Genomic DNA, 23,195 nt, shown 5'->3' with positions numbered 1-23,195 from the left:
CCCTAGCGGTTCTCGATCCGGAAACCGACCTGGAAGACCGCGCCGGAATAGCTGCGCAGCGCGATATTCGAATCATTGTCGACATAGCCGGCTTCGCCGAACAGCGTGACCCGGTCGCCGAGACCGTGCTCGACCCGACCGGTTGCGCGCCAGCGTGTGTCCTCACGATTGAATGCCTGCAGGGCAGAAAAGACGCCGTCATAATCGCGCTGTGACGCCTCCAGGCGCAGCTCACCTCGGGTCTGCTCGTCGAGCGGCCACCAGGCTCGCGCCCGCAGCTGGGCTTCCGAGAAGCTGAACCGGTCCGCATCGGCGTCCGCCATGGTGTAGAAACCGGCCAGGTACCAGCCCGACCGCCTTTGCTCGCCATAGCCATACTGCTCGATCCCGGCGCGCCATTGCGATTGGTCGAGGCCGGCCACGACCTGGTCCCCGAAATCATACTGGTTGGTACGCAGGCGCAGCACGGTCTCGCGATCCGCATCGCCGCGATAGCGCAGCTGGCCCTCGGCCTGCAGGCGCGTGTAGTGGCGGTCGCCATCACGATTGAGGACCGAGCCTTCCACGCTGGCCCGCATCTGCCAGTTTTCGCCAACAGGTGCCCAATACTGGATCCGCGGCGTCAGCAGGAAGGAATTGAGATCATCGCGCTCATCATAGCGCCGCAAACGGGCCTGCTGCTCAAAGCGCCAGACCCGTCCCTCGCCGACCGACTTGACGATCCGCAGCCAGTTATTGCTGTCAAAGCCGGTGACCAGATCGGTCGCGCCCTGCGGCTCCAGCACGTCCTGGTCAATGAAGGGGTCGGACCGGTCAACCGCATTGTCCGACCGGAACTCGAAACGGGCGTCAGGACGAGGCAGGAGCAGGCATGGCAGGCAAGGATCGTCAGGACCGCTCCAGACCGGGCAAATCGGCCCGGCCTGCGGACTTCTTTCGCTCGGTCGACAGCGCCCCGAAAGGGATTAGCGTCAAGCGTGACCGCTCGGTGACCGACGGCTTTCTGATCAGCTTCCTGGCGCTCACCGTGCTCGCCCTCTCCGCGGCTGCGTGGGCCAATGCGCGCTGGCCGGGCAGCGTACCGACCGACCTGATTTTCTTCACCGCCGACCGCTTCAACGCCGTTTTGCCGATCCGCATCTTCCTGGTGATCTTCTTTCTGGTCTATGCGGCCTACGCGCACGGACCGATCCTCGCCCGGCTCCGGCTCGGTTTCAGCTTCCTGTTCAAGCTGGGCGTGATCGCGGCGATTGTCGACGGTGCGGCCTTGCTGTCCTGGCAGCAGGCCGATGCCGTCTGGCCCGTCGCCGTCCAGCAGATCCTCGTTGGACTGGCAGGGCTGGCGATTTTCCCGCACACCGTCCTCAACCAGGCCCGCCTGCCCGCCCCCTGCGGATCACCGGTCCGTCGACGCGGTCGCCACTATGAGTACTGGCTGGTCAGCCTGGCGGCTCTGGTCTCGGCAATCGGAGCGGTCATTGCGCTCACGCTCTACGGTGCCGAGGTCGAGCAATTGCGCAATCTGGCCCTGCTCGGCGGCATGGGACCGGGTGTCTTCCTGGCCCAGCAATTCTTCACCGTGCAGCTGGCCGCCCTCGGCACGGCGCGAAACGCCCTGTCGCGCCGGCGCGCCTTCTCGCCGCCCGTCGCCGTGCTGATCCCGGCCCATAATGAAAGCCATCTGATCGCCCAGACCATCGACGCGATCGACGAGGCGGCCGCCCATTATGACGGGCCCGTGCGGATCCTGCTGATGGAAAACTGTTCCAGCGACGATACCGCGGAGCGGGCCCGTCAGGCCATCGCGAAATGTCGGTGCGCGCGGGGCGAGGTCATCGAGAGCCTCATCCCGGGCAAGGCCAAGGCCCTCAATCACGGGCTCGAACTGATCACCGAGGACTATGTCGTCCGCATCGACGCCGACACCCAGATCGATCCGAAATCGCTGCGCATCGCGATGCGGCATTTCGCCAGCGATACTGTTGGCATCGTCGGGGGGCTGCCACTACCGCTCAAGAAGACCGGCCTGCTCGACAAGTTCCGCACCATCGAAGTGCTCAACCGGCATGGCTATTTCCAGGTCGCCCTCGGAGCGTTCAACGGAATCCTGGGCATTCCCGGCATGTTCTGCATCTATCGCCGCGACGTGTTGATGGAGGCTGGTGGCATTGTCGAGGAGATGAATGGCGAGGATACCGACATCGTCCTGCGCATGACCAATCTGGGCTATCGCGCCGTCTCCGACCCGCGGGTGAAATTCCGCACCGAGGTTCCCGACAGCATGGACTTCCTGCGCGAGCAGCGCACACGCTGGTTCCGCAGCCTCTACCACGTCACCGCCCACAATCGCGAAATGCTGTTCCAGGGCAATCTGATCACCGGGGCGGTGGTCCTGCCGTTCACGCTGATGAATGGGGCCCGCCGGGCCATGATGGCACCACTGGCCATCTATGGCGTGGTGCTGTTCTTCCTGTTTGGCGGGATTTATGACCACCCGCACCTGACCACCGTGCTGGCGGTCATGTTCGGCATGCCCTTCATCATGGCCTGCGCGGTGGTTGCCTTCTGGCGCCGCCCGGACCTAATCCTCTACATGCCGGCCTACATGGCCTTCCGCCTGCTGCGCTCCTACTACACGCTCGGCGCCACGCTGACCCTGGTCTATCCGGGCTCGGCGAAGGAGCGCCGCTTCGAGCCGCCCAAACCCCTGGCCGTGCCCGAGGGCGAGCGGATCGAGCGCTTCGAGAAGCCACCCATCATCGCGGAGTAGTCACCGCGAGGATCGACAGGATCGCCGCGACGGTCAGTCGAGCGTCAGAACCGCGCCATCATCATGCACAATGGCCACGGGCTCCTGGCCGATCGCGGCATGCATCAGAGAGGGCGGCGTGCCCAGCGCATGGGCGACCAGGCCCGGCACGTCCACGACACGGTCGATCTGACCCGGGCCCGGTTGCGCCAGCGTGGCGGTAACCGCCTGCAGAATGGCGACATTGGACACCGAACGGATATCGGCGCTGTTGACGCGGCGGGTGCTGCGCATCTCGATCCGGTCGCCATCGACACCAACCGGCAGCACCACATTGGACGGTGCATGGTTGATCGCGATGAAAGGCTCGACGGCGGCATTGGCGACCCCGGATGAGGGATCGACATAGTCGAAGTCGATCTGGGCCGTCAGCGGCACGAAACTCGCGACCACTTCCGCGCCCAGCTTCAGCGCAGCCAGACGTTCAGTGCCCAGCAGGCCCGCAGGGAATCGCAGGGAGACGCGGTTGCGGAACAGGTGCGGCAGTCCGGCCAGACCGGCCAGCGGCACGGTTTCCTCGTCATAGAGGAAGCCGGACTCCGGCAGCAACTGAACCGGGTAGCGACGCGCCGTGATGGTGCAGCCCCCGCTTCACGGTGACGCTGGACCGTCACGTTGAGATCATTGCGCAGATTCTGAACGTCGTGCGGCAAGGTCAGCGTGAAGGTGTTGAGCCGCCCGGTCTCCATGTGACGGCTGTCGACCAGCACGCCATTGAGCTCGGTATGGACCAGGTTGGTGAAGTCGCCGGGCCCTTCCGGCAGACGAATGGCCAAGCGCAGGCGATCCGGCACACGGCCCTCCGGCAGGCTGGCGAGGCCATAGCCGATATCCCAGCTGCGCGATTCGGCGATGCGCTGGATGGACGTATCGACCCCGATATCGCCAAATTGCGTCATCAGGTCATCGTCGTGGGATTCGACGTATTGCGAGGGCGAGACGAAAGCCGTGCGGGCAATGCGCAGCATGTCCGAGGTGATGAAATCGGCAACGTCCATGCGGTTCGGCTCGGTCAGGCCAAGATGGACGAAATCACCCTGGCGCCACAGCGTCGCCGCACCCCCGTGACCGGCGTCATCGACGAAGCGGTCAAATCCGCTGGCCGCCAGCTGGTCAGCGGTGCCCAGCAGGATCAGGCCGCGCGAGGCCAGCCGATACCGGTCCAGCGACTCCAGATCCATGAATTTCACGGCATAGCCGCGTTGGGTCATCCGGGCGCCGAGGCGCATGGCCAGCGGCACGAAATCGGCCTCACCCGTCGCCGGCACTGCGATCGTCACTTCTGCCGGCAGCAGGCTGACCACATCGCGCAGGGACGAGACGGCACTGTTCAGATCCATTTCGATGCCGGAACGGGCATCAAGGGTGACCACGGCCCCGATCGAGCGGTCATTGTGGCACAGCGCATCCGGCAGATCGCCGTGCAGCTGGATACCGACATTGAGGTCCTGACCGTGCAGGGCGCTCTCGGGAAGGGCGATGACCCAGCGAAACTCACGGGTCCCCGGCACCAGAACGCGCTCCAGCACGCGCTCGCCATTGACGACGACACGCATCGCCGCGATCGCGCTCTCGGACAGGTCCTGCGTGCCCTGCAGGACCAGGCGCACCTGACTCACATCGGTATCGCGCAGGACCGGCAGATTGACGGTGGCATAGGCGGGCTAGCCGGAAATAAAGAGGCCATCACTCTCGCCAATGTCCGCCAGCGTTACGGCAGCCGGATTTTGCGGCTCGGCGTCAGCGCGCCCCATCAGGACGGAATCAAAGAGATCGGTGACGAACAGGCCGAAGCTGCCACGGCCGGCATTGAGCGCCCCTGAATTGAACAGGGTGATCACGCTGGCCAGTGCGACAATGATGAGAATTTAGGAAAACCACGGTTTCCGCTTGGCTTTGCCGGTCGTCGTACGCATCAGATCCCCCGTCGGCCGATCCCTTTTCGGGTCCGTGGCCGGGTTGGCTGTTATCCCTCGCATCCGACGCCCCCAGCGCCCGAATGGTTAAGGGGTAGTTCGCCAATACGTCGAAAGCGCGACCGTTTGCGGAGAATTCAGGATCAATCTGGGCGAAACAGGGGCAAAACGAAACGAGCGGGCCACCATCGGTAGCCCGCTCGCCTCGTCGTGACGTTCACCGTGGCGTGTAACCGCTACTCGTCTGCGGAGGCGCTGTCACGGGTGCGGAAATCGACGTCCAGCTCGGCGGCCAGATAGACCAGCGCGGCATAGGCGGCGACATTCTGGGCCAGCTCGTCGGGATCGATCTTGTCGAGCGTGTCATCCGGCGTGTGGTGCAGATCGAAATAGTCGGTCCCGTCCTGGTTCAGGCGCACGGTGGGTACGCCCATCATGGCCAGAGGAATGATATCGGGGCCGCCACCGGGCACATCGGAACCGCCGCGGATGATGCCGAGCGGGCCGATAATACCGCCCACGGCGTCAATGGCCGGCGTGCCCTCTTCCGACACATTCGAGACCAGCTGCCAGATCGAGCGCGCGCCGAAGTCGGACTCGGTGGCCAAGACGTGGTTGTCGACTTCATCGGCATGCTGCTCGGCATAGGCGCGCGCGCCCAGCAGGCCGACTTCCTCGGCCCCGAACATGACGACGCGGATCGTCCGGCGCGGACGCTCGGGCAGCTGCGCGATCAGGGCGGCCGCGGCCGTGGTGATGGCGACGCCGGCGCCGTCATCGACCGCACCCGTCCCCTGGTCCCAGCTGTCGAGATGGCCGCCGATCAGGACGATCTCCTCGGGATTCTCGCGTCCGATCAGGTCGAGCACGACATTGCCGCTGCTGACCTCACCGCGCCAACCGGCGGTGGAGCGGATCCGCATCTCGATGTCCTGACCGGAATTGTGCAGGCGGCGCAGATGATCGGCGTCCGGATTGGAGATCGCGATTACCGGGATGTCGGCCCATTCGCCATCCATCGAGCTCATCATGCCGGTATGCGGCATGCGGTGGCTGTCCGAACCGACCGAACGCACCACCAGGGCATCAGCCCCGCCGCGCTCGGCATGCTGCCAGCCAATCCGGCGGCGCTGGTTGCTCGGGCCGTAGCCGGCGCCGGTCTGCGACGCCACCATGGGATCACCGTCGACAAAGGCAATCTTGCCGTCCAGCGCACCGTCCTCGATTGCGGTGAGCGCGTCGATATTGCGGAAATAGACGATCTCCGCATTCACCGCGCCGAGCCGCGGGGAGCGTCCCGAACCGCCGAGGGCCGACCCGTACAGGGCCTGCTCATAGGGGGCGGTCATGACGATCTCCATCTCGCCGCGCTCCCAGTAGGGCATGGTGAATTCCTCGATGCTGACCCGGTCGAAACCGAGCTCGCGCCCGAGCGCTTCGCCCCAGGCCCGTCCCCGGGCTTCAGCTTCCGAGCCGGCCAGACGCGGGCCGACCTGCGTTGTCAGCGATTCAACGATCTCGTAGGCGAGGTCGCTTTCCAGCGCCGTCTCGACCAGCCCCTGCGCCGTCGCAGCCTTGTCGGCCGGCAGTTCGAACGAGGCTTGGGCGAGTGTCTCCGCAGACAGAAACACTGTCATTCCGAGCGCGATAATTGATTTCATGAAGTCCTCCCGACACATTTATCAGACACTATGAAGCCCGCAGCGGCGGGCGCAAGCCACGCGACTGTGAGGTCGCGCTGCCATGATCAGTCGGAGGCCCGGAGATGGGCGAACACATCGAGCATCAATTCGCGGGCAAGACCCGTGACCTGGGGGGCTTTGAAGTCCGCCGCGTCCTGCCCTATGCCAAACGCCGCATGGTCGGCCCCTTCATCTTCTTCGACCAGATGGGACCGGCCGAGTTTGCGCCGGGCGACGGTATCGACGTCCGCCCTCACCCGCATATCGGCCTGGCGACCGTGACCTATCTGTTCGACGGCGCCCTTGGTCATCGCGACAGTCTCGGCGAGGACCTTGTGATCCGTCCAGGTGACGTCAACTGGATGACGGCCGGAAGCGGCGTGGTGCACTCCGAACGCACCCCGGATGCCGAACGACGGACCGGTCACCGCATGTTCGGAATCCAGACCTGGGTCGCCCTGCCGGAGAGCCTGCAGGACATGCCGCCAGCCTTCCACCACCACAAGGCCGCCAGCCTGCCCGCGTTCGAGCGCGGCGGCGGGCGTTTCAACCTGATCCTGGGAACCGCCTGGGGTCATGAAGCCCCGGTCGAGGTCTTCTCGCCCATCTTCTATCTGCACGGCCTACTTCCGGCTGGCAGCGCGGTCGAGCTCGATATCGAACACACCGAAAAGGCCGTCTATCTTGTCGAGGGAAAGGCCACGCTCGATGGCGCCCCGATCGCGCCCGGCGAGATGGCGGTATTGGCTGACAACTCAGGCGGACGACTGGTCGCCGAGGCCAACAGCCGCGTCATGCTGTGCGGCGGCGACCCGCTCGGCCCGCGCCATATCAACTGGAATTTCGTCGCGTCGAGCCGCGAGGCGATCGAGCAGGCCCGCGAGGACTGGACCGCGGCGGCCGCGGCCGGTTTCCCCGCCGACGGCCGCTTCCGGCTGCCGCCGGGCGAGAGCGAGCATATTCCGCTGCCGGACTGAGGCCGGTCTAGCGCGGCGACTCGACCGCCCGACCGGTCACGGCATAGGTCGCAAAACTGGCCAGCCAGTGGCCACCGGCATAATCATCCCCCGTCACCGAGGCGAGGCCGACCTCCAGATGGCGCGCCGATGCGGCGAGCAGGCTGTACCGGCGTGCATCGCCCGACGGCAGCGCAAAAGCGATAGCCTCGAGATTCCAGGCCCGCGAGAGATTGACGCCATCCAGATGAACCAGCTTGCCGTCACTCGGGTCCAGCACAATGCCCGGTTCCAGCCAGTCGGCTGATCCGTCGAGCGGAATGTCCGGCAGGAAGCCGGTCAGCCAGTCATCGAACGCGGCCTGGTCCAGGATCCGGCGCATCAGGTCGGCTTCCATCAGGCAAGGCGAGAGGAAATCCTCGCCAGACGGCTCATAGCTGATCGGGCAAGCCCGGTCCTCGAGATGGAAACGCAAGCTGGTCTCGACCAGCAGGGTCTCCAGTTCCGCATCCCCGACCGTCCGGGCCCAGTCGAGCGCCAGGGCGAAACCGAAGGCCGACTGGTTGTGTGTGCCGATCCGGATCGGATAGGCGAGATTGGGGAGCCAGGTGCGATAGCGATCGGCGACGACCTGCTCGAGCGGCGCCAGCGCCTCTGACCATCGCGCAGCACGCGGATCATCCCACTCGCGCAGCTCCAGGCCCAGTTGCAGCAACCAGGCAAGCCCGTAGGGGCGTTCGAACGAAGCGGTCCCCTCACCGTCAAAATAGGCGATCTCGCCGGCGATCGCCTGCGCATTCAGATGCCCGTCGAGCGCCGCCGTCGCTGCGGCATCTACGTCCGCGTCCAGCCCGCCCCGCAACAGGCGAACGATCAGCCAATGTCCGTGCACGGCGGAATGCCAGTCATAGCAACCATAGAAAGCCGGATGCATGTCGCGCGGGGTGCGGGCGTCCGAGTCGGACTGCAGCACGTGCGAAATCTTGTTCGGGTATTCGCGGTCAACGCAGTCGAGCGCGAGTTGAAGAAAATGGGATTTCTGCTCTTGCATGATGGGCACAGGCTGAGCCTCCGCGATGTTGCTGCAAAGAAAAGAAAAATTTGCAATCACCAGAAATAATGTTCGCGATAACATGAACTTCAACCACCTCTGTTGCGAATTTGGACCGTGCCTTTTTGGCTTTTCCGGACACGGTCGATCTGCTACCGGCCCCATACCATGAGCATTTGGCGGGACTGGCAAGCGACTTGCGACCGCCGTCGAAGGAAGGCCCGGCCTTGCCCCGTTTCGGGGCGCTCTCCGGGTGAACGGGTGTCCAGCCCGACAGCGCACGATCAAAGCGTTGCGGGCGCACTGGGGTAAGGAAAAAACATGTCCAAGTCCGAACGTCTTGATGGCGGTCTCGACGCACTGGGAATCCAGGCCGGGACCATCAATCTCAACTGGAATGAGCCGCGTCTCTATGAAGAAGCGGTGCGCCGCGGTGAGGCCGAGGTCGCCGAAGGTGGCGCCCTTGTGGTCAAGACCGGCGCCCATACCGGCCGCTCGGCCAAGGACAAGTTCACGGTCCGCGACAGCGAGACCGAAAGCCAGGTCTGGTGGGATAATAACGCCGAGATCAGCCCGCAGCATTTCGACGCGCTGTGGACCGACTTCCAGGCGCACATGGCTGGCAAGGAACTCTTCGTCCAGCAATTGTTCGGCGGCGCCGACCTCGACCACCGCCTGCCGGTGCGCGTGGTCAACGAGCTGGCCTGGCACTCGCTCTTCATCCGCCATCTCCTGCGCGTTCCCGCGGCCGATGAGTATGCCGGTTTCGAGGCCGAGTTCACCATCATCAACCTGCCCAGCTTCAAAGCTGATCCGGCCCGACATGGCTGCCGTTCGGAAACCGTGATCGGTGTCGATTTCGAGCGCCGCATGGTGCTGATCGGCGGCACTTCCTATGCCGGCGAGACCAAGAAATCGGTCTTCACCATTCTCAACTACCTGCTGCCGGCCAAGGGCATCATGCCGATGCATTGCTCGGTCAACGCCAAGGAAGACGGCAGCGATGCCGCGATCTTCTTCGGCCTGTCCGGGACCGGCAAGACGACACTCTCGGCCGATGCCAGCCGCACGCTGATCGGCGATGACGAGCATGGCTGGTCGGAAAACGGCCTGTTCAATTTCGAGGGCGGTTGCTACGCCAAGATGATCCGCCTTTCGGCCGAGGCCGAACCGGAAATCCACGCCACCACGAAAATGTGGGGCACGGTGCTGGAAAACGTCGTCATGGACCCGCAGACCCGCGTCCTTGACCTCGACGATGACAGCCTCGCGGAGAACAGCCGCGGTGCCTATCCGCTCTCGGCCATCCCGAACGCCTCGGAGACCGGTCGCTGCGGGCATCCCAAGAATGTCATCATGCTGACCTGCGATGCTTTCGGCATCATGCCGCCGATCGCCAAGCTGAGCCCGGCCCAGGCCATGTACCACTTCCTGTCCGGCTACACCGCCAAGGTCGCTGGCACCGAGAAAGGCGTGACCGAGCCGTCCGCCACCTTCTCGACCTGTTTCGGTGCGCCCTTCATGCCGCGCCACCCGTCCGAATACGGGGCCCTGCTGCGCGAGCTGATCGCCCAGCACGATGTCGATTGCTGGCTGGTCAATACCGGTTGGACCGGCGGCGCCTATGGCACCGGCAATCGCATGCCGATCAAGGCCACCCGCGCCCTGCTCAATGCCGCCCTGGATGGCTCGCTCAATGGCGCCGCCTTCCGTGAGGATCCGAATTTCGGCTTCATGGTGCCGATCGCGGTGGAGGGTGTGGACTCCGGCATTCTCGACCCGCGTTCAACCTGGGCCGACAAGGCCGCCTATGACGCCCGCGCGGCGTCGCTGGTCGCCATGTTCAACGAGAACTTCAAAACCTTCGAAGACCATGTCGCGCCCTATGTTCGCGCCGCGGCCCCGAAGGTGCGCGAGCTGACGGCGGCCGAATAAGCCCCCAGCGGGTCGCAGACACGAGAAAGCCCCGCCCATCGGTCGGGGCTTTTTTTTTGTTGGGTCTGACCCGACGACCTAGCTGCGCTTTGGCGCCAGGCGATAACCGAGCCAGGCCATCGGCAGGAAGACAGCTAGCCCCAGGGCCCACATCCACAGCGGGCTCGGCGTGTAGATGAGGTTGCTCAGGCCGGCAAACAGCAAGCCGCCACCGGCCAGCATGGCCAGAGCTTGATGGCTCGACCGCGCCAGCAGGGTCGTCACAAAGCCGGCGACAAGGGCGCCCCCGCCCCAGGCAGCCACCACAGCGAGACGATTGATGTCGGGCACCGCCGCCAGAGCCGCCCGGACAGCGTCGCCATCACTCAGATCCGTCGGAAAAAGCCCTTCCGGCAGGGGAAAGGCGACATAACCCAGCGCCTCCAGCAAGGCGGTTGCAACACCGCCGGCGATGACGCCCCCGAAAACGGCCAGAATGATACGGAGCATGACGCGTCCTCCCGGCGCCCGGATCCGTTTCCGCGATCGCCCCATGACGGGCAGAATGCCCGTGCTGACCGCTTCCTGCCACCCCGCACGACAGACCGGCTTCGTGATGCGCGGCGGCTGGTGAAACCGGCGCAGCGGCTTCGCCTGTGCGGAGAAAAACATGCCTGCACATCGGGCTTCCGGCAGCAAATTACAGAAAACATGCCAGAAATGGTTTGACGGAGAGAAATTTTTGCGCATTTCTTGTCAGTGAACTTTGCATGCGCAGCATTTTTGCTGTCCCCGCGCTTCCGAGGATTAGTCGATATGGCCGTCGCCATGGACATGATCAGCCGCCGCCAGCCGACCCGTCCGGGTTCGGTGACGACCGGCTGCGCCCTCCTTGGCGGCCTCGGTACCACCACCATGATTACCATGACCACCTCCTGGACCAGGGGGGCGGCCGGCGTGGCGTAGCGGAACCAGATCACCGCAACACACCCATCCCGCTCCCCGTCCGGCGAGCGGGTTTTTTTGTGCCCGATTTTCACCCAGACCCAGACCCATCCCAGACCTCACAGTTTCACGACCCGACCCGAAGGACCCGACCCATGGCCTTGCCAGACCAACCCAGCCGACCCCTCAAACTCAGCGTGCTCAAATTCGGCAGCTCCGTCCTCTTCAAACCCGACGACTATGCCCGTGCCGCCCATGAGATCTACCGGCATGTCCGCGTCGGCGAGAAAGTCGTCGCCGTGGTCTCGGCCCTGGATGGCGAGACCGATGCCCTGTTCGGTGTTGGCGATGATGTCGGCCAGGGCTGTAGCGACGCCCTTCTGGCCCGCCTCGTCCGCTGCGGCGAACTCAAATCGGCGGCCCTGATGGGTCTCGCGCTGGAACGTTCGGGCATCCCTGCTGCCGTCATGGACCCTCACGAGATGGGATTGAAGGCAGACGGCGAGGCTCTCGACGCCAACCTGACGGGGCTGGATGCCGAACGGGTCCTGGCGCGCTTTGCATCGGTCGATGTGATCGTGGCGCCGGGTTTCTTCGGCGAAGGCGTGGACGGACCGGTTACCCTGGGTCGGGGTGGCACGGATCTGACCGCGGTCGAATTCGCCCATTGGCTGGGCGCCGACCGGGTCCGGCTGATCAAGGATGTCGACGGGGTCTATACCGATGATCCGGCCAAGGTCGCCAATGCCAAGCGTTTGGACCAGCTCGATTATGACGAGGCCGCCAAGGTCAGCCGGGGTCTGGTCCAGGACAAGGCCATCACACGGGCCAAGGAACAGGATGTGGTGATCGAGGTCGCGGCGCTGGGCCGCCCCTATGCGACGCGGATCGCCGCCGTCGCCAAGCGTGAAGGCGACGGGCTCGAGATGGCGCCGCTCAAGGTCGCGGTGCTTGGCCATGGCGCGGTCGGCGCCGGCGTGTGCTCGCACCTCCTTGCTCATCCCGGACGCTTCACCCTCAACCCGGTCCTGGTCCGCGATCCGGGCCATCACCAGGCCAGCGCTCCGACAGCGCTCCGCTTCACCGCCGACCCCGCCAAGGCGCTGGCCGGAGAGCCGGACATTGTTGTGGAAACGATTGGCGGCACGTCCCTCGCCCGTGCCCTGTCCCAGAGTGTCCTGCGCGAGGGCGCCCACCTGGTCACCGCCAACAAGGCCGTCCTCGCGCTCGACTTCGAACGCCTGCACGACCTCGCCGAGGCGGCCGGCCGGTCATTGCGATACTCCGCAACGATCGGCGGCGGGGTCCCGATCCTGGAATTGGTGGACCTGGTCGTCGCCGGCGAGACCCTGCTCTCGGTGGAAGGCGTGCTCAACGGGACCTGCAACTTCGTCCTCGGCCAGCTGGGCAAGGGCGTTCCTCTCGCAGAGGCTGTCGCAGAAGCCCAGCGGCTCGGATTTGCCGAGGCCGATCCCAGTGCCGATATCGATGGCCATGACGCGGCCGACAAGCTCGCCATTCTGGTGCGACATGCCTTCGGCGTCGGCCTCCACCCCGACCAGATCAGCCGCGAAAGCCTGAGCGACCTGTCCGCAGACCGGATCGCGGCGGTCAATGAACAAGGCCTGGTTTTCAAGCAAGTCGCCTGGTGCGGGACCAATGCGGACGGCGGTGTCGAGGCCCGCGTGGAAATTCGCGCGCTCGCGCCGGACCATCCGCTGGCTGGCCTGGTCAATGAAGGCAATGGCGCCCTGCTCAACCTGCCAACCGGCCAGCTCGGCGTATTCGGCAAGGGGGCCGGTCGCTGGCCAACATCCGAGGCAATTTTCGCCGATATCATGGATATCCAGCGCGAGACGCTGCTGCCGTCCAAGCCCCAATCGCGCATGGCCGAGAATCCGCTTAGCCCTGTCCGTCGAATGTCCTCGAGGACTGTGGCATGACGAAAAAACCATCGCTGGCACGGGCAAGCGCACCGGCCAGTATCGGCAATGTGGGCGTCGGCTTTGACGTACTCGGCCTCGCCTTCGATGCCGTGCGCGACACCGTGACCGTCCGCCGCGACGAGACGCCCGGCGTCCGGCTGGGCCACGTGTCAGGCCTCGTCGAAGCCCTGCCGGACGCCGTCGGAGACAATTGCGCGCTGGCTGCAGCCAACGCCGTCCTGCAGGCGGCCGGGGCACCCTTCGGGGTCGTTGTCGACATCCACAAGGGTGTTCCGCTCAGCGCCGGCATGGGTGGCTCGGCAGCCTCCGCGGTCGCGGCGGCAGGGGCCATGAATGCGCTCCTGGGATCACCCTTCAGCCTGTCCGACCTCCTGCCCCTGGCGATGGAGGGCGAGAAAGTCTCGGCCGATCCGCCGCCCTGGGACAATGTCATGGCAGCGCTGATGGGCGGGCTTGTCGTGGCCGGGCGGATCGATCCGCCGCTGATCCGCCGCATGCCCCTGCCCGCCGGCGTCGCCTGCATCCTCTTCCACCCCGACCGCAAGGTCGAGACCCAGCGCGCGCGCGAACTGCTGGCCCCGACCATCGCCAAGGACATCGCCGTCGAGCATGCCCGCAACATGGCGAGCTTCGTCGCCGGCTGCGCCATCAATGATCTCGAGCTGGTCCGGGCCGGCCTGACCGATATCTTCATCGAGCCGCAGCGCCTGCCCCTTCTTCCCGAACTGAAAGCGGTTCAGAACGCCGCGCTCGCCGCCGGTGCCCTGGGCTGCTCCTTTTCCGGATCCGGGCCTTCCGTGTTCGCCTGGGCCCTCGAGGACGAGCTGCCGGCGGTCGAACGGGCAATGGCGGAGGCCTTCCGCGCCGCCGATTGCGACGCCAACGCCTATGACGCGCCCATCGACTCGGCCGGGCTGCGCGTGGAGTCGGTGGAATGAGATATGCCTCGACCCGCGGATCCGCGCCCGATGTCGATGCCGCATCCGCGCTGCGCGCCGGCGTGGCCCCGGATGGCGGCCTCTACATGCCGCAAACCCTGCCCGCTTTCAGCGCGGCGGACTTTACCGACACGCCCGGTCTGGCCCCGTTGGCGGCGCGCCTTCTGGCCCCCTTCTTTGCCGACAGCGTCATCGGGCCGGCCCTGCCCGGGATATGCGCAGATGCCTTCGACTTTGCCTGCCCGCGCGTCCGCTTGGGCGAGGCGGATGATGCGCCGGACATTCTCGAACTCTTCCACGGACCGACAGGTGCCTTCAAGGATTTCGGCGCCCGCTTCCTGTTCCGCGCCTTTGCAGCCCTCGGGCAGTCTACCGACGGGCCGGCGACAGTGCTGGTCGCCACTTCCGGTGATACCGGCGGCGCGGTCGGCTGTGCCGCCGAGGGCGTCACCGGTACGCGCGCGGTGATCCTGTTCCCCGCCGGACGGATCTCGGCTTTCCAGGAGCATCAGCTGTGCTGCTGGGATGCCCCCGTCGAGGCGGTGCGGGTAAGCGGGGATTTCGACGCCTGCCAGTCGCTCGTGAAATCGGCTTTCGCCAATGAGGCGCTCAGCCGCGCCCATAATCTGACGTCTGCCAATTCGATCAGCATTGGCCGCTTCCTGCCGCAGATGACGTATTGGGCGCGCGCCGCACTGGACGCCTGCGCCGAGACCGGGATCGCGCCCGGCCTGATCATCCCGACCGGCAATCTGGGTAATGCCTTTGCCGCTGTCCTGGCCCGCGCCTGCGGCCTGCCGATCGGTCCGGTCGTCCTCGCCACCAATGCCAATGCGACCCTGTCGGACTGGTTTGCCTCCGGCCAGTATTCCGGACGCGCCTCCATCGCCACGCTGGCCAATGCCATGGATGTCGGCGCGCCGAGCAATTTCGAGCGCCTCGCGGGCCTGCCAGACGGGCAAATTGCCGGCGTGGTCCGCGTTGACGATGCCGCGATCCGCAACCGCATCCGGGCAAGTTTCGACGAGACCGGCTATATCGCCTGCCCGCACACCGCGACCGGGCTTGAGGCTTGGCACCGGCTGGACAATGACGCCCGTGCGGAGCGGCGCTGGATCATCGGCGCGACCGCGCATCCCGCCAAGTTTGCCGATACGGTGGAGCCGGTGATCGGCAAGAGCGTCCCGCTGCCGCCGGCACTGCAGGCGGTTCTCGAACGACCGGTCCGGTGCCGCGATATCGAGGCCGACCTCGCCGACCTCAGCCATATTCTCGCGACCCGCGGTTAGCGGCCCTCGCAGACCGGCGGTGTATCCGGTGGTCCGTCCCGGCCTGTCTTTCAGGGCACACAGGCCGGGCATGAGACCGCCCGCGAGTGAGGGACACGAGTCGGGCGCTCTGGCCCGGAGAGCCTGGACCACCGGATATGCGCAGTGTGCACCGGGCCGACAATCGCGCCCCCATGCCCACCATGACGGCGCCCGCATGACCTGGACAGGCAAGCAGGCAATCCCCGGTAGATTTCAAAACGGTATGGCGCTGTATTAGGTCCAGCCATCCCCCGTTCAGGGGAGCGGGGCGGCCCGTCTGATGGGCTATACCGGAACGGGCAGTCAGCCAGCGAGGACAGGGTGGCCGAGAACACGACCGCGCAGACGCGCTCTGACGCGACAGGCATGAAGACCAGACTTGCGCTGACCGCGCCGGCAGTCCGGCTGTCGCTGGTGATCGCGATCGGGCTAACCGCCCTGGCCGCCGTGCTGTGGCTGGCCATCCGTCCGACCGAGCCGGATGGCGGCATCCGCCCGCTCTTCGAACAGCCGATCCGGCTCTGGCCCCAGCTTGTTGTCGGCCTCGGCGCGACCATCCTGTCCGGATGGGTCTGGGCCCTGCGCCCGCGCGACCTGGCGACGCGCCTCTTTGCACTCTCAGGCCTGGCCACGCTGACCTTCACCTTCGCCGCCGGTGCGATGGACGTGCAGGGCATCCTGCTGGGCGACAACACCAAATTCGTCCTGATGGTGCTCAACGGGCTGGGCGCCTCGGTGTTCGGCATCACCTTCATCGCGCTCTTCCTGGTGTATCCGGGCCATCTCAAAGCCGGACGCCCCGCAGCCCTGGTCATCAGCCTCTTCTTTGCTCTCTGGACAGCCCTCGCCTTGATGGACCATCTGCCACCGGCCCTGGCCAGCGTCCACATGATCACCACGCTGGAAATGCTCGGGATCCTGATCGCCGTCGGCCTTCAGTTCATCGCGACACGCCGCGATCCGACCGCCCACGCCATCACGATCTGGTTCGGGCTCGCCGTCTTTTTCGGGGCGGGCAGTTTCATTGTCCTCAATGCGATCCCCAGCACGTTCGGCTATCCAGTCCTGATGCGTGCGGAATACTCATTCTCCTTCTTCGGTCTGATCTATCTCGGGGTCGCCGCGGGCCTGCGGCGTTTCCGACTGTTCGAACTCGGCGAGTGGGCCTTCCGGATCCTGTTCTATTCAGCCGGAACGGCAGTCCTGATCGCCCTTGATGCGCTGCTTATCTTCGCGCTGCCGATCGGACAGGGCTCGGCCTTCGGACTGTCCCTGCTGCTGGTCGCCTTCGCCTATCTGCCGATGCGCGACGCCCTTGCCCGCCGCTTCATGCCACGCAGCCGCCTGCGCGAGGACGCCCTGTTCGGCGCAGTCGTCGAAGTCGCGCTCGAGCCGGCCCGTCCACGCCGTGCCGAGCGCTGGGCGAAGCTGGTCAGCGAGACCTTCAACACGCTGGAGACCCGCACCGACCCCGTGCCCGTCGAGACCCCCGAAATCCGCGAGGAGGGCCTGGCCCTCCACCTGCCCGCACTAGCCGGCATCCCGGCGCTGGTGCTGCGTTTCCCCTGGGCCGGGCGTGGCCTGTTCGGACCGTCCCAACTCGACGTCGCCCGCCGCCTGATCGACCTGATGATCCTTGCCGAGGCCAGTCGCGATGCCTACGACCGCGGGGTCGCGGAAGAACGCGGACGGATTGCGCGCGACATGCATGACAATATCGGTGCGCAATTGCTCGGTGCCCTGCACTCGGCCGATCATGACCGCAAGGACCTGATGATCCGCGAGACACTCACCGATCTGCGCGACATCATCAACAATGCATCCACGCCCGGGCTTGATCTTGACGAGACCCTCGCCGACCTGCGGCTGGAAACAGCGGATCGTCTGGAAGCTGTCGGGATGTCACTCGACTGGTCGATGGATATCGGCCAGGCGCCGAGCCTGTCGACCGGCGGGGCCCATGCGCTGCGATCGATCATCCGCGAGGCGGTCAGCAATACGATCAAGCACTCGGGCGCCAGCCGAATGGACATCGCGATGCACCGCGAGGGCGATACCGCCACCCTGATCCTCGCCGATAATGGTCGCGGCCTGAACCCGGCCGGTGATGGAAAGGGCCATGGCCTCGCCAATATCCAGAGCCGGGCGCAAGGCCTGAAGGGACAGCTCAGCCTGACCACCGACGGTCCCGGAACCCGCATCGAGCTGCGCTTCCCGCTCGCCAATGCGACCGCAGCCATCACCACAGCCGGCACCGACACCGCCATAGCAGCCACAGGCCGGCCCCTGCAGGGAGATAGCGCATGACCCGGGTCCTGATCGTCGAAGACGTCGCCGAAACCCGTCGCTGGCTGGGCGAGATCGCCGCGGCGGCCTTCCCCGACTGCGAGGTCATCGAGGCCGACAGCATGCGGACCGGTCTCGCCGCGGCCGCCCGGCAGGACTGCGACATCGCCCTTATTGATCTGGGCCTGCCCGACGGGTCCGGCCTGGAAGTGCTGCGCAGCCTGCGTCTGGTCAATGCGCAGGCCATCCCGATCGTGACCACGGTGATGGGCGATGACGCCCATATCGTCGCGGCCCTGTCGGCCGGCGCCCAGGGCTATCTGCTCAAGGAGCACCCCGCCGGCATGCTGACCCGGCAGCTGGTCCAGCTGGCCGATGGCACCCCCGCCCTCTCCCCCTCGATCGCCCGCCGCATCATGGAGCATTTCCGCTTCACCGGTCCGGCCGCCGACCCCGAAGAAGACCTCACCGGGCGCGAGAAGGACGTTCTGGGTCTGATCGGCCGGGGCCTGCGCAACAGCGACGTCGCCACCGATCTCGGCCTCGCCGAGAGCACCGTCGCCAGCCATATCAAGTCCATCTACCGAAAGCTCGGCATCTCCTCCCGCGCCGAAGCCAGCTGGCACGCGACACGAATGGGTCTGACCAGCAAGGGCAACTAGGGCGGCCCGCCAGGCAACCAGACAAGAAAAAACCCCGCGCCGGGCAAGCCGCAGCAGACCGGGTCCGTTGAATCATTCAATGGCTAGCTGCGCGATGAATGCTTCAACGAAGAGGTGTTCGACAGCCTCGCCCATGCCCGCAAGGTGCTGGCGCGCTGGCGGCATGACTATAACCACCACCGGCCTCACTCATCACTGGGCGGGCTAACACCCGCAGCGTGCCGGTCGCTCGAGCCACGCGGGGGCTCCGCTCCCGGCACGCTCGCCACATCTCAAACCATGGACTATGAAAGGCTCAGACTCTCGAAATAAACGAGGGACCCGAGGGTCTCATGTCACCGGGGACCAGGCCTCCCGGGACTGACACCGCGCCAGTTTGTTGAGGTAGTGTCGAGGCAAAAAGAAACGCCCCGAGAACTCTCTCGGGGCGTTTCACGTAATGCGTTGATTTAACAACGTTACTTTGGGTGCGGGGGTAGGATTTGAACCTACGACCTTCAGGTTATGAGCCTGACGAGCTACCGGACTGCTCCACCCCGCATCAGGATGGCCGACACCATCGTGTGCCGGGAGCGCGTGTGTAAGCTGCGATCCGTGTACGGTCAACAGCATAGCTGCGCTTGGCCTGTTATCAAAAGCATGGCTTAAACTCATGCCATGACCGCAACACCCCAAACACCCGGCGAGATCGCCCGCAAGGCCCTCCATGACTGGCATGAAGGCCGCCTTGAGGAGGCCATTGGCGCCGTCGAAGCCGCCAGCCTGACCGGCGATGAGGCCGCGATGGGTCTTCTCGTCCAGCTCAGCGGCATGCCGGAAGCGCCTGCCGATATTGCCGCCCGCACCCGCAAGGCGCTCGAGGCGGCGCCGCGTGGCGTGATGCGGGATCGCCATCTGGCCTATTTCCGGGCTGCCGGCCTCGGCGCGACCGGACCGGACTGGGCCGCTGCCCTCTCGACCCGGTTTGACGACAGCGCGCGCGGCGACTGGGTCGCCCTTACCGAGCTTGGCCTGTTGGCCATCATGTCTGGCCGGACGGCCGCCGGGCACACCTGGCTGGAAGAGGCCGGGGAGGCTGGCTCCGGTCTTGCCATTGCCGCGCTGATGCGCGAGTCGCTGGAAGCCGGCCACCGCTTTGCCTGCCTCGATACGCTCGGTCCCGGACTGGCGAATTCGGGCCACCCGATGGCCGGCGGGCTGATGACCCGCTGCGCCAAGTTACCGGCCGAGCCAGCCCGCACAGAAGGCAGCGAGCCGGTCGACGCGGCCGCCACCCTCGCGGCGATCGAAACGGCCCTGACCGGGCCTGCTACGGGCGGCGAAGGCCTGAACTCTTCGCCGCGCATCGAACGCTGGACGGGCGCGATCGCGCCGAGTGTCTGCGACTACCTCACGGTCGGCGCGGCCCCGCTGCTCAAGCCGGCCCAGATCATCAACCCGAAGACGGGCAATCTCGAGCGTGATCCCTATCGCAGCTCCCTGACGGCGCCGATGCCGGAACAGGCGATGGATCTGGTGTCCTGGGCCATCAAGTCGCGCATGGCTGCCCTCGCCGGCCACCCCGCCCGTCATGGCGAAGCCCTGGCTGTGATCGTCTATCGGCCTGGAGACGAGTATCGCGCCCATTTCGACTTCATCCTCGATTCAAGCGGATACGCCGCCGAGGACCTCTCCCGGCGCGGTCAGCGGATCGCGACAAGCCTGGTCCGGCTGAATGAGGAATTTACCGGCGGCGATACCGTCTTCCCACGCCTCGATGTGCGCTGGAGCGGCCGTCGCGGCGATGCGTTGAGCTTCGACAATGTCGCGGCCGATGGCAGCTGCGAGAAAACCAGCCTGCATGCCGGCGAGCCGGTGAAAGAGGGCGTCAAGGCGATTGCCAGCCTGTGGCTTCGTGAACGGGCCTGAGGGCGCGCTCTGACCGATTTGGACCCCGCTTGCGTTTCATCGCGAACGTGCGGCTGCGCCCTTACGGGCCAGCAGGCGGCTGGTCTTGTGTTTGTTTTGTTGGGATGTGAGTGGATTTTGGACAGCAGAACGCCCCCGGCTTTTGGCGCGGGGGCGTTATGTTTGATCATGTTATGGAGGACTTGGATCTAGCGTGCAGACCGGGCAGCGACCTACTCTCCCACACCTTAAGATGCAGTACCATCGGCGCTAGGGGTCTTAACGGCCGTGTTCGGGATGGGAACGGGTGCGGTCCCCCTGCAATAACCACCCGGTCAGCGCGTTAGATCCAAGGATTGAAGAGACATTCTGATCTGTATTTTCGAGGTGTTGCTTTGTTCGACGAAGCGTTCGCCGGACATGAGCATCTTCAAGATCAAGACAATCGAGTAATTAGTACCAGTCAGCTTCACGTGTCGCCACGCTTCCACATCTGGCCTATCAACGTGGTGGTCTTCCACGACTCTCAAGGGAAAACTGGTTTTGAGGGGGGCTTCCCGCTTAGATGCATTCAGCGGTTATCCCTTCCGTATATAGCTACCCTGCTATGCTGCTGGCGCAACAACAGGTCCACCAGAGATACGTCCACCCCGGTCCTCTCGTACTAGGGGCAGCTCCTCTCAATTTTCCGACACCCACGGCAGATAGGGACCGAACTGTCTCACGACGTTCTAAACCCAGCTCACGTACCGCTTTAATTGGCGAACAGCCAAACCCTTGGGACCTGCTCCAGCCCCAGGATGCGATGAGCCGACATCGAGGTGCCAAACAATGCCGTCGATATGGACTCTTGGGCATCATCAGCCTGTTATCCCCGGCGTACCTTTTATCCGTTGAGCGATGGCCCTTCCATGCGGGACCACCGGATCACTATGGCCGTCTTTCGACTCTGCTCGACCTGTCAGTCTCACAGTCAGGCGGGCTTATGCCATTGCACTCAACGAGCGATTTCCGACCGCTCTGAGCCCACCATCGCGCGCCTCCGTTACTCTTTGGGAGGCGACCGCCCCAGTCAAACTACCCACCAGACAGGGTCCCGGACCCAGGTTCATGGGCCGCGGTTAGATACCAACAATTATCAGGGCGGTATTTCAAGGATGTCTCCACCAGAGCTGGCGCCCTGGTTTCATAGACTCCCGCCTATCCTACACAAATAATCGCTAATACCACTGTCAAGCTGTAGTAAAGGTGCACGGGGTCTTTCCGTCTGACCGCGGGAACTCCGCATCTTCACGGAGAATTCAATTTCGCTGAGTCTATGCTGGAGACAGCGGGGAAGTCGTTACGCCATTCGTGCAGGTCGGAACTTACCCGACAAGGAATTTCGCTACCTTAGGACCGTTATAGTTACGGCCGCCGTTTACCGGGGCTTCAATTCGGAGCTCTCACTCCTCCTTTTAACCTTCCGGCACCGGGCAGGCGTCAGACCCTATACGTCGTCTTGCGACTTCGCAGAGCCCTGTGTTTTTAGTAAACAGTCGCCACCCCCTGGTCTGTGCCCCTCCACACTGGTTGCCCAATGCAGAGGCTCCCTTCTCGCGAACTTACGGGAGCAATTTGCCGAGTTCCTTCAGCATAGTTCTCTCAAGCGCCTTGGTATGCTCTACCAGTCCACCTGTGTCGGTTTGGGGTACGGTCTCACGTGGGAGCTATTTCCAGGGACCTCTTCGCCGCCAGTTCAATCCGATAAGGACTGACGACACACGAGATCCGTCACTACCCACTGGTACAGGAATATTAACCTGCTTCCCATCGACTACGCATTTCTGCCTCGCCTTAGGGGCCGACTAACCCTGCGCTGATTAGCATTGCGCAGGAACCCTTGGACTTTCGGCGAGAGTGTCTCTCACACTCTTTATCGCTACTCATGTCAGCATTCTCACTTCCGATACCTCCAGCGGCCCTCGCGGGTCCACCTTCATCGGCCTACGGAACGCTCCGCTACCACTCGATCAAAGATCGAATCCGCAGCTTCGGTGTATCACTTAAGCCCCGTTACATTTTCCGCGCAGGAGCGCTTGACCAGTGAGCTGTTACGCTTTCTTTAAAGGATGGCTGCTTCTAAGCCAACCTCCTGGTTGTCTAAGCACTCCCACATCGTTTCCCACTTAGTGATAACTTAGGGACCTTAGCTGGCGGTCAGGGCTGTTTCCCTCTTCACTACGGACCTTAGCACCCGCAGTGTGTCTGCCTCGCATTACTCCATGGTATTCGGAGTTTGGTTAGGTTTGGTAAGTCGTTGGGACCCCCTAGCCCATCCAGTGCTCTACCCCCATGGGTATTCACGAGACGCTCTACCTAAATAGATTTCGCGGAGAACCAGCTATTTCCGGGTTTGATTGGCCTTTCACCCCTAGCCACAAGTCATCCCCGTCTTTTTCAACAGACGTGGGTTCGGTCCTCCAGTGCGTGTTACCGCACCTTCAACCTGCTCATGGCTAGATCACCCGGCTTCGGGTCTCATCCCTCGAACTCAGTCGCCCTATTAAGACTCGCTTTCGCTGCGCCTACACCTATCGGCTTAAGCTTGCTCGAGAGACGAAGTCGCTGACCCATTATACAAAAGGTACGCCGTCAGGCTTGCGCCCTCCGACTGCTTGTAGGCGTCCAGTTTCAGGGTCTGTTTCACTCCCTCGTCGGGGTGCTTTTCACCTTTCCCTCACGGTACTGGTTCACTATCGGTCATGTAGGAGTACTTAGGCTTGGAGGATGGTCCCCCCATGTTCAGACAGGATTTCACGTGTCCCGCCCTACTCGAGTCTCTTATCTTTCCTACCTGTACGGGGCTGTCACCCACTGCGGCCCGACTTTCCAGACGGTTCCAGTTCGATTG

Annotated in this window: 17 protein-coding genes, 1 tRNA gene, 2 rRNA genes and 1 pseudogene (1 of these 21 running past the window's edge); 11 read left to right on the top strand and 10 right to left on the bottom strand. The window is 64.4% G+C overall.

Annotated elements, in window-relative coordinates; translation table 11 throughout:
- Positions 1–2 precede the first annotated feature (2 nt).
- Entirely contained in the window at positions 3–785 is a 783-nt protein-coding gene (locus AAA969_RS05230) for a hypothetical protein (protein WP_338244332.1), read from the bottom strand.
- 86 nt (positions 786–871) lie between these two features.
- Between AAA969_RS05230 and AAA969_RS05225 the strand changes: the two genes are divergently transcribed.
- Positions 872–2,770: a glycosyltransferase family 2 protein gene (locus AAA969_RS05225; protein ID WP_338244330.1), complete on the top strand. Its 1,899-nt coding sequence runs from the start codon at positions 872–874 to the stop codon at positions 2,768–2,770.
- Positions 2,771–2,803: 33 nt separating this feature from the next.
- Here the strand turns inward: AAA969_RS05225 and AAA969_RS05220 are convergent, their stop codons facing one another.
- The 4 genes from AAA969_RS05220 to AAA969_RS05205 all read right to left on the bottom strand — a co-directional run bounded on the left by AAA969_RS05220 (position 2,804) and on the right by AAA969_RS05205 (position 6,386).
- Positions 2,804–3,319, bottom strand: a complete 516-nt coding sequence (locus tag AAA969_RS05220) for a hypothetical protein (protein WP_338244328.1) — start codon at positions 3,317–3,319, stop codon at positions 2,804–2,806.
- Positions 3,217–4,428, bottom strand: a complete 1,212-nt coding sequence (locus AAA969_RS05215) for a hypothetical protein (protein WP_338244326.1) — start codon at positions 4,426–4,428, stop codon at positions 3,217–3,219. The genes AAA969_RS05220 and AAA969_RS05215 overlap by 103 nt, the downstream gene beginning before the upstream one ends.
- Positions 4,429–4,473: 45 nt before the next feature.
- Positions 4,474–4,650, bottom strand: coding sequence for a hypothetical protein (locus tag AAA969_RS05210; protein ID WP_338244325.1), 177 nt, complete (start codon positions 4,648–4,650; stop codon positions 4,474–4,476).
- A gap of 311 nt (positions 4,651–4,961) precedes the next feature.
- Positions 4,962–6,386, bottom strand: a complete 1,425-nt coding sequence (locus AAA969_RS05205; RefSeq protein WP_338244323.1) for a M20/M25/M40 family metallo-hydrolase — start codon at positions 6,384–6,386, stop codon at positions 4,962–4,964.
- A gap of 104 nt (positions 6,387–6,490) precedes the next feature.
- Between AAA969_RS05205 and AAA969_RS05200 the strand changes: the two genes are divergently transcribed.
- Complete coding sequence (locus AAA969_RS05200) at positions 6,491–7,384, top strand: pirin family protein (RefSeq protein WP_338244321.1); 894 nt, start codon at positions 6,491–6,493, stop codon at positions 7,382–7,384.
- A 7-nt stretch (positions 7,385–7,391) separates the two neighbouring features.
- On the opposite strand, the gene AAA969_RS05195 is transcribed toward AAA969_RS05200, so the two are convergent.
- Complete coding sequence (locus AAA969_RS05195) at positions 7,392–8,414, bottom strand: DUF2891 domain-containing protein (protein ID WP_338247218.1); 1,023 nt, start codon at positions 8,412–8,414, stop codon at positions 7,392–7,394.
- Positions 8,415–8,735: 321 nt separating this feature from the next.
- On the opposite strand from AAA969_RS05195, the gene AAA969_RS05190 reads away from it, so the two are divergent.
- Positions 8,736–10,349, top strand: coding sequence for a phosphoenolpyruvate carboxykinase (locus tag AAA969_RS05190; RefSeq protein WP_338244319.1), 1,614 nt, complete (start codon positions 8,736–8,738; stop codon positions 10,347–10,349).
- A 78-nt stretch (positions 10,350–10,427) separates the two neighbouring features.
- Here the strand turns inward: AAA969_RS05190 and AAA969_RS05185 are convergent, their stop codons facing one another.
- Entirely contained in the window at positions 10,428–10,838 is a 411-nt protein-coding gene (locus AAA969_RS05185) for a hypothetical protein (protein ID WP_338244317.1), read from the bottom strand.
- A gap of 318 nt (positions 10,839–11,156) precedes the next feature.
- Here AAA969_RS05185 and AAA969_RS05180 point away from each other — a divergent pair, with 318 nt between their 5' ends.
- The 7 genes and pseudogenes from AAA969_RS05180 to AAA969_RS05150 all read left to right on the top strand — a co-directional run.
- Positions 11,157–11,294, top strand: a complete 138-nt coding sequence (locus AAA969_RS05180) for a hypothetical protein (RefSeq protein ID WP_338244315.1) — start codon at positions 11,157–11,159, stop codon at positions 11,292–11,294.
- Between the two features lie 134 nt (positions 11,295–11,428).
- Complete coding sequence (locus AAA969_RS05175) at positions 11,429–13,216, top strand: homoserine dehydrogenase (protein WP_338244312.1); 1,788 nt, start codon at positions 11,429–11,431, stop codon at positions 13,214–13,216.
- Positions 13,213–14,157 (top strand): homoserine kinase, encoded by a 945-nt coding sequence (locus AAA969_RS05170; RefSeq protein WP_338244310.1) that lies wholly within the window; start codon positions 13,213–13,215, stop codon positions 14,155–14,157. The genes AAA969_RS05175 and AAA969_RS05170 overlap by 4 nt, the downstream gene beginning before the upstream one ends.
- Positions 14,154–15,446, top strand: coding sequence for a threonine synthase (gene thrC / locus AAA969_RS05165; RefSeq protein ID WP_338244308.1), 1,293 nt, complete (start codon positions 14,154–14,156; stop codon positions 15,444–15,446). Before AAA969_RS05170 ends, thrC begins: the two co-directional genes overlap by 4 nt.
- A 387-nt stretch (positions 15,447–15,833) precedes the next feature.
- The gene (locus AAA969_RS05160; protein WP_338244306.1) at positions 15,834–17,774 is read left to right on the top strand and encodes a sensor histidine kinase; all 1,941 of its coding nucleotides are present in this window, start codon (positions 15,834–15,836) and stop codon (positions 17,772–17,774) included.
- Entirely contained in the window at positions 17,771–18,415 is a 645-nt protein-coding gene (locus AAA969_RS05155; RefSeq protein WP_338244304.1) for a response regulator, read from the top strand. The genes AAA969_RS05160 and AAA969_RS05155 overlap by 4 nt, the downstream gene beginning before the upstream one ends.
- Before the next feature lie 36 nt (positions 18,416–18,451).
- Positions 18,452–18,727, top strand: a pseudogene (locus AAA969_RS05150) (integrase core domain-containing protein); the annotation flags it as partial.
- Positions 18,728–18,879: 152 nt separating this feature from the next.
- Here AAA969_RS05150 and AAA969_RS05145 read toward each other — a convergent pair.
- A tRNA-Met gene (locus AAA969_RS05145) sits at positions 18,880–18,956 on the bottom strand.
- A gap of 116 nt (positions 18,957–19,072) precedes the next feature.
- On the opposite strand from AAA969_RS05145, the gene AAA969_RS05140 reads away from it, so the two are divergent.
- Positions 19,073–20,323, top strand: a complete 1,251-nt coding sequence (locus AAA969_RS05140; RefSeq protein WP_338244302.1) for a prolyl hydroxylase family protein — start codon at positions 19,073–19,075, stop codon at positions 20,321–20,323.
- 199 nt (positions 20,324–20,522) lie between these two features.
- Here AAA969_RS05140 and rrf read toward each other — a convergent pair.
- Positions 20,523–20,637 (bottom strand): 5S ribosomal RNA (gene rrf, locus AAA969_RS05135).
- Between the two features lie 97 nt (positions 20,638–20,734).
- Positions 20,735–23,195, bottom strand: a 23S ribosomal RNA gene (locus AAA969_RS05130) (it continues 331 nt past the right edge of the window).

The sequence above is a fragment of the Maricaulis maris genome (genome assembly GCF_036322705.1).
Taxonomy (GTDB): Bacteria; Pseudomonadota; Alphaproteobacteria; order Caulobacterales; family Maricaulaceae; genus Maricaulis; species Maricaulis maris_B.
The sequence above is the reverse complement of the archived record's forward strand: the minus strand, read 5'-3'. Positions and strand labels throughout refer to the sequence as shown.

What these genes read in the sequence shown, in the direction of transcription:
- AAA969_RS05205 (WP_338244323.1), bottom strand. Translation starts at nt 6,386, where the DNA reads ATGAAATCAATTATCGCGCTCGGAATGACAGTGTTTCTGTCTGCGGAG.
- AAA969_RS05190 (WP_338244319.1), top strand. Translation starts at nt 8,736, where the DNA reads ATGTCCAAGTCCGAACGTCTTGATGGCGGTCTCGACGCACTGGGAATC.
- AAA969_RS05140 (WP_338244302.1), top strand. Translation starts at nt 19,073, where the DNA reads ATGACCGCAACACCCCAAACACCCGGCGAGATCGCCCGCAAGGCCCTC.
- thrC (WP_338244308.1), top strand. Translation starts at nt 14,154, where the DNA reads ATGAGATATGCCTCGACCCGCGGATCCGCGCCCGATGTCGATGCCGCA.
- AAA969_RS05160 (WP_338244306.1), top strand. Translation starts at nt 15,834, where the DNA reads ATGAAGACCAGACTTGCGCTGACCGCGCCGGCAGTCCGGCTGTCGCTG.
- AAA969_RS05170 (WP_338244310.1), top strand. Translation starts at nt 13,213, where the DNA reads ATGACGAAAAAACCATCGCTGGCACGGGCAAGCGCACCGGCCAGTATC.
- AAA969_RS05155 (WP_338244304.1), top strand. Translation starts at nt 17,771, where the DNA reads ATGACCCGGGTCCTGATCGTCGAAGACGTCGCCGAAACCCGTCGCTGG.
- AAA969_RS05180 (WP_338244315.1), top strand. Translation starts at nt 11,157, where the DNA reads ATGGACATGATCAGCCGCCGCCAGCCGACCCGTCCGGGTTCGGTGACG.
- AAA969_RS05185 (WP_338244317.1), bottom strand. Translation starts at nt 10,838, where the DNA reads ATGCTCCGTATCATTCTGGCCGTTTTCGGGGGCGTCATCGCCGGCGGT.
- AAA969_RS05195 (WP_338247218.1), bottom strand. Translation starts at nt 8,414, where the DNA reads ATGCAAGAGCAGAAATCCCATTTTCTTCAACTCGCGCTCGACTGCGTT.
- AAA969_RS05200 (WP_338244321.1), top strand. Translation starts at nt 6,491, where the DNA reads ATGGGCGAACACATCGAGCATCAATTCGCGGGCAAGACCCGTGACCTG.
- AAA969_RS05175 (WP_338244312.1), top strand. Translation starts at nt 11,429, where the DNA reads ATGGCCTTGCCAGACCAACCCAGCCGACCCCTCAAACTCAGCGTGCTC.
- AAA969_RS05225 (WP_338244330.1), top strand. Translation starts at nt 872, where the DNA reads ATGGCAGGCAAGGATCGTCAGGACCGCTCCAGACCGGGCAAATCGGCC.